This window comes from Roseiconus nitratireducens, from assembly GCF_008629675.1.
GTDB classification, from domain to species: Bacteria; Planctomycetota; Planctomycetia; order Pirellulales; family Pirellulaceae; genus Stieleria; species Stieleria nitratireducens.
The window spans coordinates 182480-196850 of record NZ_VWOX01000007.1 but is presented as its reverse complement, the minus strand read 5'-3'; the positions used below and the strand labels follow the sequence as shown (position 1 = coordinate 196850).

At 56.4% G+C, this 14371-nt stretch carries 9 protein-coding genes; 5 read left to right on the top strand and 4 right to left on the bottom strand.

All coding sequences use genetic code 11. The features are described from left to right. Positions 1-2: 2 nt before the first annotated feature. The gene (locus FYK55_RS14155) at positions 3-554 is read left to right on the top strand and encodes a sigma-70 family RNA polymerase sigma factor (RefSeq protein ID WP_150077082.1); all 552 of its coding nucleotides are present in this window, start codon (positions 3-5) and stop codon (positions 552-554) included. Between the two features lie 524 nt (positions 555-1078). Here the strand turns inward: FYK55_RS14155 and FYK55_RS14150 are convergent. Next, positions 1079-2089, bottom strand: coding sequence for an AraC family transcriptional regulator (locus tag FYK55_RS14150; RefSeq protein WP_161604498.1), 1011 nt, complete (start codon positions 2087-2089; stop codon positions 1079-1081). A gap of 172 nt (positions 2090-2261) precedes the next feature. Here FYK55_RS14150 and FYK55_RS14145 point away from each other — a divergent pair, with 172 nt between their 5' ends. The 3 genes from FYK55_RS14145 to FYK55_RS29735 all read left to right on the top strand — a co-directional run bounded on the left by FYK55_RS14145 (position 2262) and on the right by FYK55_RS29735 (position 6420). Next, positions 2262-3770, top strand: a complete 1509-nt coding sequence (locus FYK55_RS14145; RefSeq protein ID WP_150077080.1) for a DUF1254 domain-containing protein — start codon at positions 2262-2264, stop codon at positions 3768-3770. 172 nt (positions 3771-3942) lie between these two features. Then, positions 3943-5478 carry a DUF1254 domain-containing protein gene (locus tag FYK55_RS14140; protein WP_150077079.1) on the top strand — a complete coding sequence of 512 codons (1536 nt, stop codon included), beginning with the start codon at positions 3943-3945 and terminating at the stop codon, positions 5476-5478. A gap of 729 nt (positions 5479-6207) precedes the next feature. Further along, positions 6208-6420: a hypothetical protein gene (locus tag FYK55_RS29735; protein ID WP_150077078.1), complete on the top strand. Its 213-nt coding sequence runs from the start codon at positions 6208-6210 to the stop codon at positions 6418-6420. A gap of 108 nt (positions 6421-6528) precedes the next feature. Here FYK55_RS29735 and FYK55_RS14130 read toward each other — a convergent pair whose 3' ends face one another. The 3 genes from FYK55_RS14130 to FYK55_RS14120 all read right to left on the bottom strand — a co-directional run bounded on the left by FYK55_RS14130 (position 6529) and on the right by FYK55_RS14120 (position 11338). Then, positions 6529-7809, bottom strand: a complete 1281-nt coding sequence (locus FYK55_RS14130; protein ID WP_235908687.1) for a cohesin domain-containing protein — start codon at positions 7807-7809, stop codon at positions 6529-6531. Between the two features lie 356 nt (positions 7810-8165). After that, a complete protein-coding gene (locus FYK55_RS14125) occupies positions 8166-10709 on the bottom strand; it encodes a serine/threonine-protein kinase (RefSeq protein ID WP_150077076.1) in 2544 nt (847 codons plus the stop codon). Continuing rightward, the gene (locus FYK55_RS14120) at positions 10706-11338 is read right to left on the bottom strand and encodes a sigma-70 family RNA polymerase sigma factor (RefSeq protein WP_150077075.1); all 633 of its coding nucleotides are present in this window, start codon (positions 11336-11338) and stop codon (positions 10706-10708) included. The genes FYK55_RS14125 and FYK55_RS14120 overlap by 4 nt, the downstream gene beginning before the upstream one ends. A 439-nt stretch (positions 11339-11777) precedes the next feature. Here FYK55_RS14120 and FYK55_RS14115 point away from each other — a divergent pair, with 439 nt between their 5' ends. Then, entirely contained in the window at positions 11778-14285 is a 2508-nt protein-coding gene (locus tag FYK55_RS14115) for a dockerin type I domain-containing protein (RefSeq protein ID WP_161604497.1), read from the top strand. The last annotated feature ends 86 nt before the right edge of the window (positions 14286-14371 follow it).

Below are 14371 nucleotides of genomic sequence, written 5' to 3'. Positions count from 1 at the left end.
AAATGACCGACGTTACGCAACTTCTCGAAGCCGCCCACCGCGGCGACCAACAGGCCGCCGCAAAGTTGTTGCCACTCGTCTATGAGGAGTTACGCAACCTCGCAGCCGCCCGAATGTCCTCTGAAAAACCGGGGCAGACGCTACAGGCGACAGCGCTGGTGCACGAAGCATATCTGAAACTGTGCGGCGACCGGAGCTTTAATGACCGCCAGCATTTTTTCCGCGTCGCGGCCGAGGCGATGCGACAGATTCTTATCGACCGGGCCCGACGGCGACAGCGCATCCAACATGGTGGCGATCATCAGCGAGTCGGCTTGTCCGAGGTGGCAAGCATTGCCGAAACGACCCCGGACGACATGCTGGCCCTGGATGAAGCCCTGACGCGATTCACCGAGTTTGATCCGCAGAAGGCGGAACTGGTCAAGCTGCGGTACTTTGCTGGACTCCCCGAGCAGGATGCGGCCGATGCGCTGGGCATTTCTAGAGCCACCGCCAGCCGGTACTGGAAGTTTGCCCGTGCCTGGCTGATTCAAGCGATGGAATCCGGTTCGTGATACGCGGCGCGTGATTCCGTCTCCACCACACTCGCTACATGCTCTCAACTCGTCTCCCCAGCTAAATGGTTCGGGTAGGAGAGTGTCCATGAGATTTGAACCCGTCAACTAGTTGTGTAGCAATAGCTTGCGCACGCGGATGGATGGGAACCTTGACATTCGGATATCCGTTTGAACCAGCTGATAGGCGTGCGACAGCACCGTAACTCTTTGTATCTCCAAGAGAAACAGCTCGCTGCAATTCAATGCAACGAGCCGGTTTGAACTCAAGTCGGGGCGACAGGACGCCAATAGAACTTTTTGCTCGCGGCGTACAATCCTTGCCTTCAATGTTAACGTCTGCTGCCAAAGCACTTACAGCGACATCTGCATAAGTGTCGGTCGGAGGCAATTCGCCGAATGGGCGAAAGCGACCGGGGTCATTTTCGAAATGCTTTCCTTTGCCATGGTGCGTAGCACCATTTATCGCTTCGTAGCCTCAATCAGCATTGATCGCCTAAGTCCAGTTCAACGCGGTCGCGCTACTAAAACATGTCGTGAATCAGGCGGCGGCGGTATTCCCCGGGAGTGAGCCCCGTCATTCGCCGAAAGCTTCGAACAAAATTGTTTGTCCCCGAGTAGCCGAGTTCGATCGAAACTTCGCGTATGGTCATTTGTGGAATAGCCAGCATCTCGCATGCAACATCGAAGCGCAGTCGATCGAGAAGTCCGGTGTAGCTTGTGCCTGCTGCCGTAAGTTGTCGTTTCAGTGTTCGTGGGCTCACGTCAACCATCGAACCAACAACGTCTAACGTCGGCAGTTTCCCATACGAAAACTGTGATGCGAGCAAGCGACATAATTTCTCCACCACCGGTTCGCTGTTCTGCGGACCAAACTCCCAATCATGCGATGGAGTCGAGCCAGACATGGTCTCTGGACCAGGCAACCGCCGGCTGAGGAACTCCGTTGGAAATGCTAGGCCGGTCGAGTCCGAGTGGGCGATGGCTTGGCAGTCTGCGAATAATTCCACTCCGCGATGGCGATTGATAATCGAGTCTTTACTTCGGAATTGCCGGGGCCGCCAATTCGTGTCCGCTGTCGCGCGAATCAGTTGACAGTAAACCGCAAGCGTCATGTCGTTGATAAAAGTCTGTCCCGCCGACATAACTGTGGGCTCCCGATAGCAGAACCACGTCGTCTCTCCCTCAATCGTTAGGAAGTACTCGTTACCCTCGTAGGCCGTGCTGCCGAGCCGGGCTCCCACTTCCAGAGCTTCCTTGACGGTCTTGCACAATCGCATTGCGTCAGCAATCGGGCCCAGGTGGTTCATTTGGAATTTGAGATAGGCAGCGAACACCGCGTCCTGGCAACCCAAACCCTGCACCATTTCATACGTAAAGTCGTAGGCCTGCTTCTTGCCGATCCAGCCGCCTGTTTCCACAACCTCGCGCGGAATTCTCGCGCGATCAAGGAATCGCTGACTGCGACTCCCGGCCTCTTCCAGGAAGAGAACGAGCGGAGCAAGCATGCGGGCATCAAAGAGGTGGATGTCCATGTGAGTTCCGAGCGACCGAGCGTGCGAATTGGCCCGAAATGAGCGCGCGGTATTCATTTTAAGGGCAATCGCACTCTGGTACCATCACTAAGTGACTCCGGCATCGATTGCGTTCTGGTCTTCTCAGAGTGAATTCGACATATACCTTTTCTGCCTCTCCGAAGGGATTTCCATGCAATACGACATCACAATAACACGACTTTGCATTGCGTTGGCTCTCATCATCAGCGTCGCATCGCAATCGGTCGCGCAGCAGCATTCTGTGGATCTTGCTGATGCGACGTTGAAAGGCGATCAACTGATAGAAACACCAATTGGGACGATTGAACTCGTTGACAACTACTTCGACGATGACGCGTCTCAGCGTTTGTTCGATGAGATGGACTACCAGCGGGCATGTCAGCTTTACCTGTGGTCGACCCCGCTGGTCAGCATCACCGCGTGGCGCAACGCCCAGGGCGAAGCCTTCGGTGTCACTAAGGACACGGACTTTGTCGTGCTGCGTTCGCTTAAGGAAAAACGCGGAATCGTCACCGGGAACCTGACCACTCCGTACATCTTCAACTTTTCGAATCTGCAGGATGGTCCGATCCAGATCGACTATCCGGCCGGGCAGACCGCGGGCGGTGTGCTCGATTTCTGGATGCGTTCCGTTTTCGACCTTGGCCTTACCGGGCCGGATCAAGGAAAGGGTGCCACCTACATCGTAGTTGGCCCCGAAGACGATCCAGCGAAATACGGTAAGGAAGGCATCAACGTCTTTCAGAGCCCCACCAACAACATTCTGGTAGGCATCCGCATTATCGATCCTAACCCAGCCTATTACGAAACCTACAAGTCGCAGTACAAGATGGGCAAGGTCGGCGAGACGCTTCGGCCAAGCCGTTTCATCGAGGACAAAAACGTCGAGTGGAGCGCCACGGCGCCACGCGGCATGGACTATTGGAAGTTGCTCGCAGGTGTCTTGAGTCAGGAGCCGGTGCGGACAATCGACAAGCCCTGGATGGCGATGCTTGAACCGCTCGGGATCGTTAAAGGCAAGGACTTCTCACCTGACGAGCGTCAGCGACGAATCCTGAGTAAGAGTGCCGCGATGGGTGAACTCATGACCCGCAACATCCAGGTTAATCCTCGCTACACTCAGCCTTATTGGCCGGGCACGCAGTGGTACAAGAGCTTCGACTTTGAGGTGGCAGAGGAGAACGAAACCATCCAGCAAATCGACCAACGGGCCACCTGGTTCTACGAGGCCGTTGGAGCATCCGAAGGGATGGTCAATCCCTCGCCGGGCAAGGGACAGGTTTACATGACGACCAAGCGTGACGCCAACGGTGACATGCTCCGGGCCGACAAGACCTACAAACTCCATGTGCCCGCCGAGGTGCCGGTCGGTCAGTTCTGGTCGGTCACCCTTTACAGCGAGAACACCCGCCGTCCCTACGACAATGGCGGCACCGAACTCAGCGACGTTAGTCTCGGCAGCCGCACCGAGGGCCTTAAGAAAAACAGCGACGGCTCGGCCGATCTCTACATCGGAGCCGATGCTCCCGAGGGCATGGAGAGCAATTACCTCAAGACTGTCGGCGATGATGGTTGGTTCGTCTATTTCCGACTCTACGCGCCGCTGCAGCCATTTTTCGACAAGTCCTTCAAGCTACCCGATTTTGAGGTCGTCGAATGAACATGCACTTGGTCCCCCCTCTGAAACTTCATCCATGCCGCCAGTCAACCTTAGTTCGGACGAGAGCGCAACGGCTCACCCTCGCCTACAAGAAGGGCGTCGACGGGTACCACGAGGTCGTCGCCGATCAGTGAAACATCCAAATACACAATACAACCGGCTCAGGTAAACGATGAAAACACCTATTCAATTTCGCAGCCGCGTGCTCACCTTGATCGCCCTCGTCCTTGTCGCAACTCCACTCTGGGCGCAAGATATCAGTCATTTCGAGCAGCTTGCCGATCTCCCGCTGGAAAACAACCGGGCCACGCCGGAAACTGCGCAGACGCTCAAGGACGAGTTACTTTTCCAGCGCGCCGGCCAGACATACCTGTGGGCGATGCCCTTGCTTAACACGATGGGCATGCGGGACGGTTTCAAAGAGTCGTTCGGCTCTGGATACAACGTCATGGCAATCTGGGAAAAGCGGCTGGACGCCAAGACGCATATCACAACGCCGAATTCTGACCTCATTTACGGGATGGTATTCGCGGACCTGGCGGAGACCGGCCCGCTGGTCTTCGAGGCGCCGCCCAAGCTGCAAGGCATCCTCCTTGACTTTTGGCAGCGCCCCATCCCCGTCGACGGCGGCAAGTTCTTCGGTGACCTCGGGCTGCCTGGCCCAGACGGCGGTGCGGGCGGGAAGTTCCTGCTTTTACCTCCGGGGTACGATGGTGATGTCCCAGGCGGATATTATGTCTATCGCTCAGGCACCAATAATGTCTTCATCTTCCTTCGGTCCTTTTATCAGTCGCTGGACAACATCCAACCTGCTGTCGACGTGCTGAAGCAGTCGGTCTTCTATCCGCTGGGAAAGAAGGACAGCGCCAAGCCGATGGTTTTTCACGATGCCTCTGGTAAGGCGCATGAGATGCTGCCTCGCAACAACGCGTCGGCCTTCGACCAGCTCAAGTGGCTAGTCGACTCCGAAGGAGAGCACCTCGCAGGACCAGACTGGCTGGGCATGCTCGCGGGACTGGGCATCGTTGAGGGGGAGTCGTTCGAGCCCGACGATCGCACCCGCAAAATCTTGGATCAAGCCGCTCGGACCGCCTACAAGACGTCGCGTGTGATCGGCATGGAACGTAATCTGGGTGGCGCCGATTTCCGAGTCTACAAGGACCGCCAATGGCTCAACCCGATTAACAACCTGACGTCCCGTTGGCCGAATTCGTTTGTGGACCTCAGCTTCACCGATCGCGAGCACGGTCTTCGGAACCTGGACGCTCGAGCGTGGTTTTTCACCGACTACTACTCCATCAGCCCTGGCATGGTATCGATGACACCGGGCAAGGGTGCCTTTTACATGATCGCGTTCAAAGACGCCAAGGGTGAATGGCTCAATGGAGAGAACAACTACACACTGGACCTACCTCCAGACATTCCGGCCGCCCTGTTCTGGTCGGTCACGCTCTACGAGGCCGAGAATGCCTCTGGGCTCGACAATGGTCAGCCATTCCCTTCGCTAGGGAAACTGAACGAGCCAGCAAAGAAAGACGATGGCTCAATCACGCTTTACCTGGGTCCGAGAGCTCCTGAGGGCAAGAATGCCAACTGGCTCGCCACCGTCCCCGGTCGAGGCTACTTCGCCATCCTCCGGCTCTATGCACCCACTGAACCGGCGATCAACATGACATGGAAACCTGGCGACATCCAAAAGGCAAATTGATCATGTATCAAACGCAACTCACATTGAAACACGGCCGAAATGATCGTCGGTAGTCGCATGACAGCTCAGATCGAAGTGCATTTCGGGCGGATAAAGTGAGGGTATCGATTTTGGGGGGAAGCGTGCTGGTCAGTCGATTTCTTTCGAAGCGTCCCCGGTTAGTGACACGTTCGACAGCCGGAACAATGCAAGCCATTTCACGGAAGGGGCTTACGACTCCATCAGTGGAAACCAAAATGACCGCGGTCAGTCGGGGTGACAGGATTTGAAACGAGAGATTGTCATCATTGAGTACTCCGCAGCTTGGCAAACAGAGAAATGAGTAGGGGGGGTTAGCTGCAGTAAACATAGCGAGATTGAGACGATCTTGGACGTTTCGGTTGGACCAACCTCCAGCACGAAGCGATTCAGCTTCGGCCCGGAGGTGATGTAGACCGACGCGAGTTTTGGCATGCCGCCAGCACGCTCCGGTGGCCGACACCGGATTTTCGCCCAGGGTGCAGTCGCCGGGACTTTTTATCGTCCGCAGTTCTTTCATCGCAGATCAAGATTTCGTGACGCCGGCGACGCGTTCGCGCAGGCTTGAGCCGCTACCGTCAAGATTCACTTGATGCTCCTGAGGCGACAAAACCTTGCTCGGATAGCGTCCTTCTATCTCTCAGTGAACTCGGTGCACCCGGTGCACTCGGTGGCTGGGCTTCCCTGGTTCGGACCGATGGCGCGACAGCGGTGCCGAACCGGCCGAACGTATCCGCCAAGAATCAATCCTCTGCTTCCGCCGGCGGATTTCTGGACATCAAACGCAGCAACTCCTCCACTTGCTGGAGTGCTTTCTATGTTTCAGGATCCGACAGCTTCAGCGATTCGTTCGTCGACTCAATCGTTGAGGGCCGCGACACGACGGTCCTGATGAAGTCATTGATGATGTGCTTGGAATCCTGATCATGGCGGGTATCTCCAAAGAGGCTGGTTCACGGCTGATGACCGGAAAGTATAGGCGCGTCGGGAATGCCGCAGAAAGTTGGGTTGTCTCGCATCGTTGACCCATACCTATTCGCCGTTAGGGTTTGCTGGCGAGTCGCCGTTATTGGAGGCTGGGACTCGATCTTTCATGTCCACCCGACCACCGTTTGGCTTCCGCAGGTTCCCCGGCACAATCCCTTTGGCAATTTCCTCGAACAAGTCAAGTCGGGGGGGACGAAAGGTCTTGCCCCGTGGCAACCAGGACGGCTTCGCTTCCGATCGGCCATTGACAGAAGGAGACGGCGCATCCGGACGATCACGCGGAACTGGCTCATTCCAGTGCTGAAATGCCGGATCGGTCAGCCAAGGCGAAATATCAATCCACCCGAGGTCGACGATCGATTCCGCTCGCTTCAACGCCATAGCAGCATTATCCGCTTCAGCCGAACAGTTCTCCAGCATCAAGCGGAACTTCCTCAAATGCAATCGAAGCAGCGATAGTTCGGGTCGATCATTAAGAAGTTGGAGATCGAAATCATTCCAAACATCTGCTAACGGTGAATCACGAATTTGCTCCGCTTGCAGATCTGATTCGGAGTCATCAGGTTCGTCAGATCCAGGTGGGATGGAATCAAAGACCTCAGGAGTCCTTAGGAACGGATCCAACAACTCATCGATCTCGAGGCCGGCGTCTGGGACGTCCAAGCCGACGCCGATGACCCCAAGCGTTATGAACGGGAGATTCGCACGCAGGTGTTCGACGGAAAAATTGGTGCTGAACGAATTGATAAGCAGGAAGTACCCGAGGTCGAGGCGATCATCGGTGACCGCAGGTATCGGGTGCGTGTCGATTCTCGGAAGCCAATTCAGAATCGGGGGCGTTCCGACCGCCAATTCAAAGGACGAAAATTGAACTTGTTCAGTCGGCAAAGGCGTGTTAGAGCCGAACAGCAAGATTGATTCGCCATCACCGGTTGCTCCCAACGTGATGGCGGCGTCCCCGGTGCCCACAACGCGAAACGATATCAAAGCAACGCGAAAGGGAGTTCCATCGGCATCCAAAGAAATCGCGTCCGCTGCATCGTAGTAGCTGCTGATGACACCGAAATTCCTGATCACACCCGGTTCTTGGTCGGAGCGAGGTACGCTGGGACGAAAACCATCGCTGATCGTCACGCCTTGCATGACCGGCCGAACCACGTCCGGATTAAAGAACAAGTCGACTTTGGCTTGAAAGACATTGATCTCCGGGATTTGGTTAAGCGAATCCGTCGCAGACGAACGGATCTGCAACTCAACCGAAAAATCATCACCGACTTTCGGCTCGACTTCTGGAGCGACTAGTTCGATGTCGACGCGATTTCCCACCAGATCGGACGCCGGCGACTCCGATCTCTCGGTCCCTCTATCGCCACCGCGACGGTCCTCCCCGTTAGGGTCGCTGACGTTCACCCATTCCTCGAGAAGTTTCCGGATTTCGGCAAGTTCGCTTGAAGCCGGCTGATCTGATGACTTGAGACGAGAATTCAGTCGATCGGCCAATTCATCGAATCTTATTTCGCCAGGAGGTGATGCGGACACGGAGTTGACCGGATCGACGGAGACGGCGGAAATCGGATCGGAGCCGACTGCCAATAGCGTCCGCATCTCGAGATGCTCGACCGTCAGCTTCCTCGATGAACGGCCACTCAGATGTCGGGAGTTCACATGAAGTTTGGAATTGATCATGGTCTTTCGCCTTGGCGTTGCGCGTCGAGCCTAGCGAGTTCGGCTGTCGTAGCACCGAGGAGTTCGGCCCGCGATTGACGGATCGAAGGATTTGATTCCGAGACCGACTGGGAGTCTGACCGTTGAATCAAGAGTGATCGCTGCAGCGCGTCCTTGGCTTCGGCGTACCGCCCCGATGAGCCGAGCGCTCGCCCGAGATTGAGGAGCGTTCCGGCGAGCGACCAACGATAGTGCTCGGCGGTCGAGTCGACACGGGCAAGCGATTCCAACAGGCTGATTGCTTTGACAAACCTTTTCGCGCCTTGATCGGTTTGACCAATCGAGACTAGCAGGCGGCCATGATCGTTCAGCGTCACGGCCCATTGTGCGGCAAACTGCCGGTCGAACGGTTCGATCTCCGAAATCGATTCCAGCCAATGCTCGGCCTGGCGGTAATTCGCCAAGGCATCGCCGGGTCGATGAACCTGAAGGGTGGCCATGTCAGAATGTGCGTTCGCCAGCATTTGAATAACCTCGACACGTTGCAATTCACCGCCGTCTTGGCGAGTCCTGCGCTCAAGATTCGTCAATCGATTGATCGCTTCATTCAATAGCGACTCGGCGCGCCGGGGGGAATCGTCGCGTGCCAGAAAGGCGAGGTTGCTCAGTACCATCGAGCGAACCAATTCGACTTCGCGACTCTCCTCCGCTGCTTCCAAGTCATCGAGGCTTCGTTCCAATTGCTCTGTGGCCTGACCAAATTGTTCTTCCCGAATCATCAGCATTGCAAAATTGCCACGGGTTCGGGCCAGATCCTCCGCAATCGGCTGGGGGTCGAGCGAGCGTTCATGCCAACGTCGCTGCTGCTCGATTGCCGCGTGGAACATCCAATGGGCTCGCTCGCGGCGGTCGGCTTCGGCATCAAGCACGGCGAGATTGTTCAGGCATAGCCCCAACGTACGCTCGGCGAGCGGAGAACGCCGACGCAGGTTCTTTAACAGCTGCATCGATTCCAAGTAAGCATGGACAGCATCCTGATCCGCTCCCATCTCATCGAGGATCTGGGCCGCCTTGAAATGGGTGATTCCGCTCTGCTGAGAAAAACCGGATTGACTCCCGACGCACTCGGCGTGTTCCTGGTAATACGTCAAGGCCGTGCTGAGCAATTCACGGCGAACGTTCTGGGCACCTTCGACATGCCGCAATTGGTCGGCAGCCAGTAAGCCGAATCGATCGAGAATTTCTTCAGACCTGTGCAGATTCTGCTGCGATTGGTTCAAGGCATCCTGCAGCTGATGGTGAGCAATCGCAAGTCGAGCGGCCACCAGCCATGCAATCCCTGTAGCCAACAAGCAAGTGCCCGCCAGGGTGATCGCCAATGTTCGATGCCGGACGAGCAATAGCGAGATTCGTCGGGCGACCGAAGGCGACGTGGCGGTCACCGGACGACCGTCGCGAAACCGGCGCAAGTCGTCCAGGAAATCCGATACGCTCGGGTACCGATCGACGACGTCCGCCATCGTTGCCTTCGCGACAATCTTGCCCAACTCCCGGGGCAGGCGTTTATCGAATTGCCGAAGGGAAAGCTGCGTCGTTCTTTTGCGAAAGCTGTCGACCTCGTCGATGGTTGCGCCTTCGATCGCGCGACGTCCGGTTAGCATTTCATACAGTGTCAAGCCGAGCGAATAGACGTCCGTTCGTTCGTCCACCGGATCACCGGCCGCCTGTTGAGGGCTCATATAAGCCAAAGTGCCCACGCGATCACCCGTCGCCGTCAGCGTTTCTCGGCAGTCAGTGGCATCCGCACGAAATCGAAGCCTCGCCAGCCCGAAGTCGGTCACCATCACGTTTTGGGCCTCGTCGATCAACAAATTCGACGGTTTAATGTCACGGTGGATCACACCACATTGGTGGGCATGGGCGATTGCTTCGGCAACATCGATCATCCACGCCACCGCCCGCATCGGCTCGGGAACTCCTTGTTCAAGCCGCTTTGCCAACGACTGCCCGTTGACCAACTGCATGGCCATGTATCGAAATGCTCCCCAGGAATCTCCTTCGCCGATCTGATAAACCGGCACGATCCTGGGGTGGTTCAGACGCGCCGCGGCTTGAGCTTCGATGATAAAGCGAGCGTGGGCTTTCGTATCGCTGGCGATAACTCCCGGAAAGACCTTCAGCGCAACACGACGGCCAAGCTTTTCCTCGATCGCCTCATAAACGATTCCGTTGCCACCTTGCCCTAGCTTTCCAACACATCTGAATCCCGTGATGTTTGGAAACGGCGAATCACTTTCCTGTTCATAGCAGGCCAACCTCGCCAAGGCATCGATCTGGACGATGGACTCACGCACCTCGTCAATCAGACCCGGAGAGGCGTCTTCGACTTGACGCAGCCATTCCGACCGGGCGAACGGCTCACCACCTTCGATGAGGTTCGTGTATTGCTCCAATAGCTCCTGCAACCGGATCTCCGCCGGGCTGGCCTGTTCGATCGAATCTGCAACCGGCATCGATTCGTCAATTGCCGGATCATCGACTTTGACCAACCGAAGATTCATTTTGTCGTCTCTCGCAATCGTTCTTTCAATTTCCTGATCGCTCGCAACCAGATCATCCGAACCGCGCCGGAAGTACGATCGATTTGTTCGGCGATCTCTTCGAATGTCATGCCTTCGAAGTGCCGAGCGAGGATGACTTGCTGATGAACCGCCGGCAACTCACCGACTGCTCTGGCGATCAACAACGCATCTTCCTGTTTCGCCATGGTCGATGCGGGCGACGCTTGCAGAAGCTCAACGGCCATCGTTTCCAGCCGGGAACTGGACTGGGTCAGCGTCTTGGTGACCGCGTCCATGGACACCTCTCGGCGAACATCCCGCCGCGCTGCACCGAGATGCTTCTCATGAGCATCGGCAATCCGGCTAGCCAGAATGGTTCGAATCCAGACGATGAACTCGCCACGCGATTGGCCGCGAAACTTGTCGAATGCTTCGAATGCCCGCAAGAACGTTTCTTGAACCACGTCAGAAGCGGTCACGCGAGACTGAAGGTGTCGTGACAGGGCCGTGGTCGCCAACATCTTGAGATAACACTGGTAGTCGGAAAACAGTGTTTCCAGCGCACGAGCATTGCCGTTCCGGGCTTCGGAGAGAAGTGCACTGTGCCGTTGATTCGCGGGAACAACCATGCGGCCATCTTATCTGGCGACGATCCCCGACCCATAGCGGGAAGCGACGGTTTTCCGTTTCCGACCGAACCGAATCCTATTTGTCACGGAGAAACTGGGCAATTTTAGCGACTTTTCATTTCACCGGCCGCTCCCTTTGCAGCCTCGTTCGTTGAACCGCTAATTGCGACAGGCGGTTCACTTTTTTGGCCTGGCTGAATCCGGCACGCACCGGCGGGAAACGGTTCAATGGATAGAAAAAACGAAGACACGGCGTGCGCCCGCAGGAACCTTTCCGTCTTCCATAAGAGAACGCCGATCGGATTCCAATGATCCCGCTCAGACGTTTCCTTCAATGGCAACGACTTCCCTGGACTGGCCGAACATGGAACGGTTCGTTCGGAGAATCGATTCTGCCATCCTCCTCAGAAAAGAACTTCTTGATCGAATGCAAAAACGAATGCGAGCCAAACGACATCTTCGAGTGCAAAGCCTGGAACAACGGCGTCTGCTGGCGGTCATGGTGGTCGATCCGCAGCCGGGCGAAACACCCGCAGCGGTATTCGCCAACGCACTCCAGCAAGCCAACAACACTCCGGAGCCCGATACGATCGAGCTCGCTCCTGCTGTCTACGATCTCGGAACCATCGATCAGCAGTCGCTCGAAGTGACGTCGGAGCTTTCGATCGTCGGACAGTCTCCCGCGGACACCACCATTCTTCCGCATGGAACCGCCACATCGATCATCGTGACCGGCGGGGGAAACTTAAAGCTATCGGGCTTGACGATTTATGCCCCCGTCGCGCGCACAAGCACGGCACTGCAAGTCGACGGTCAGGCCGAACTCTTTCAAGTTGCCATGATCGGACTGTCGGGCAGCATCGAAGACCCTCAAGGCTTTTCGCCTCCGACCTCATTGATTGTGAACCAAGGCTTGGTGTCGATCCGCGATTCAATCCTAACAGACAGCCCTGGAACCGCGATTCAAAATAGTGGCAGCCTGATGATGGAAGGAAGTATTGTCTCGGGCAGTCGGGTTTCGGGAATCAATTCGATCAACGGCGACGCCACGGAGATTCGCGATTCGCTGTTCTTCGAGAACGGAACCGGCATCGTCGGGCGATCCACTCTTCAAATCTCCGGATCGACCGTCGCCCAAAATGGACAGCTCATTGGTGTGGCGGGATTTCCAGGAGGAGGCATTCACTGGATTGGCAGCGAAGACGTGAGCGAGATTCAGATCGATCCTGACAACGTGGTTGTCGACAACCAGATCCAGTTTCCCGAACCGAAACCGCTTGACATCCAGGTGCGATGGCCGTCCGAAATTGAAAACTACTCGCTCGGAACGTCGTCGGAAGCAGTGTCGCGGTTGGAAGAACGGTCCATTGAAACCGTTGACGGTGTACTCCAATCCTCGGATCTGTCTCTCGAAGGAGTCAATGTCTCGGTACGACAAGTCGACGGGCAAACCTTGGTCGAATCGAGGGGACTGGGGGTTTCCAGCGTCTTCTGGAACGGCGTGGAACAGCGATTCATGATCGAATCGGTCCGTCGCAGGGTCGACGAGTTGTTCCCGATCTCGGATGAGCTGGTTGATCTCGATGCCGGGCGAGTGATTGGTTCAGGTTCTGCGATCGAATTCAGTACCCGTGACTTGTTGGGTGATCGAGAGGATCTGACGGTCGCGTCGCAGAACACGTGGAGATACCTGGACGTCACGAACGTCACGAGCACCTCGGGGGCAGAGGTTTCTTCCTGGAACCACGGCGGCTTCCTCAACTGGTTTCGATATCGCGCTCGACCTGGATTCGAAGGGCAAGACACTTTGATCGTTACCGGAACCGATCGCAACGGCGTGGAATTAGAGGGAATCATCATTGTCGATGTGGCATCGCAATCAACCGTGACCCTGAATGTCGCCGCGTCCGAGCTGAATGAGTCGATCGACGTGGCGCTCTCCTCGAGCGGAATGGGTCGCCTGAGTTCCTTTGATTTCTCAGTCACCTTCGATCCTGAGGTCGTCGATCTAGATGAGGTCGAATTCGGTCGAGGCTATCCGTTTTTGCAAAGCATCAATACCGATCGACCGGGCAAGGTCAACATCAGCGCATTGAACGGATTCTCCACTGGAAACGACTTGGTGAAATTGAGTTTTCGTCGGATTGCGCCCGGATCAGCACAGATCCAATTGTCGCGTTCCGGTTTCATTGCTCGCTCGGATGGACAGGATCTTTCCTTCGACGCGTTGCCGATGAAGTACTACCACCTGACGCAACACGATACGAATCGAGACGGTTCCGTAACGCCATCGGATGCCTTGATGGTGATCAACGGCCTGGCGCGGCCAAGTGCGTTGGAAACCGGGGGTTCGGAGGTGAGCTATGATCGGGAGATGGACACCAATGGAGACGCCCTGGTAACACCATCGGACGCGCTGTCGGTCATCAATCGACTGGGACAGGAAGCAGCCGTGGGGGAATCGCTAGCCGAACATCCCATCTTTTCTTCGACTGCCTCGGCGTTTCTCGCCGTCGGAGAAGACATCCCCGATTTTGTCGCCCGCCCCCACCTTCCGATCGACGACGGGACGCCCGCCGAGGGTGTCGACTTGACTCCGCCCACTCCGCAAGCGATTTCGTCGGCGGAGCAATTGGTCGTCGGCGACTCGGGGCGATCGCTACCGGGAACCCTAACCGGAATTCACGATTCGCGGCTTTATGCTGTACCTGCGAACGGTCAACGACTCGGATTCGGCTTGACCAATGATAGCGGACGGCACGATGCCCTGACCCTCACCATCTGGTCACACGACGGCTCGCTAATTGACGCGTACCCGACCAAGGTTTCTCAAGGAATCGCGGGCGGGGCCGTCGAAACATCCGCCGGCGACCAATGGGTGTACTTCCGCATCGGCCTGTCGACCGATGTGACGACGGACTTCAGATTCGATCTGGTTACGCTCTAAGCGTATGTGGAGCATTGGCATTGGAAGCGATCCAAACAGGAATGAGAGGTCGTGATCTCGGCCAAGCCAAATCCCGCTCGACCAGA

Bases quoted from the DNA above. Each gene is read 5' to 3' on its own strand.
- FYK55_RS14150 (WP_161604498.1), bottom strand. From the start codon at position 2,089: ATGGACATCCACCTCTTTGATGCCCGCATGCTTGCTCCGCTCGTTCTC.
- FYK55_RS14115 (WP_161604497.1), top strand. From the start codon at position 11,778: ATGCGAGCCAAACGACATCTTCGAGTGCAAAGCCTGGAACAACGGCGT.
- FYK55_RS14155 (WP_150077082.1), top strand. From the start codon at position 3: ATGACCGACGTTACGCAACTTCTCGAAGCCGCCCACCGCGGCGACCAA.
- FYK55_RS14140 (WP_150077079.1), top strand. From the start codon at position 3,943: ATGAAAACACCTATTCAATTTCGCAGCCGCGTGCTCACCTTGATCGCC.
- FYK55_RS14120 (WP_150077075.1), bottom strand. From the start codon at position 11,338: ATGGTTGTTCCCGCGAATCAACGGCACAGTGCACTTCTCTCCGAAGCC.
- FYK55_RS14125 (WP_150077076.1), bottom strand. From the start codon at position 10,709: ATGAATCTTCGGTTGGTCAAAGTCGATGATCCGGCAATTGACGAATCG.
- FYK55_RS14145 (WP_150077080.1), top strand. From the start codon at position 2,262: ATGCAATACGACATCACAATAACACGACTTTGCATTGCGTTGGCTCTC.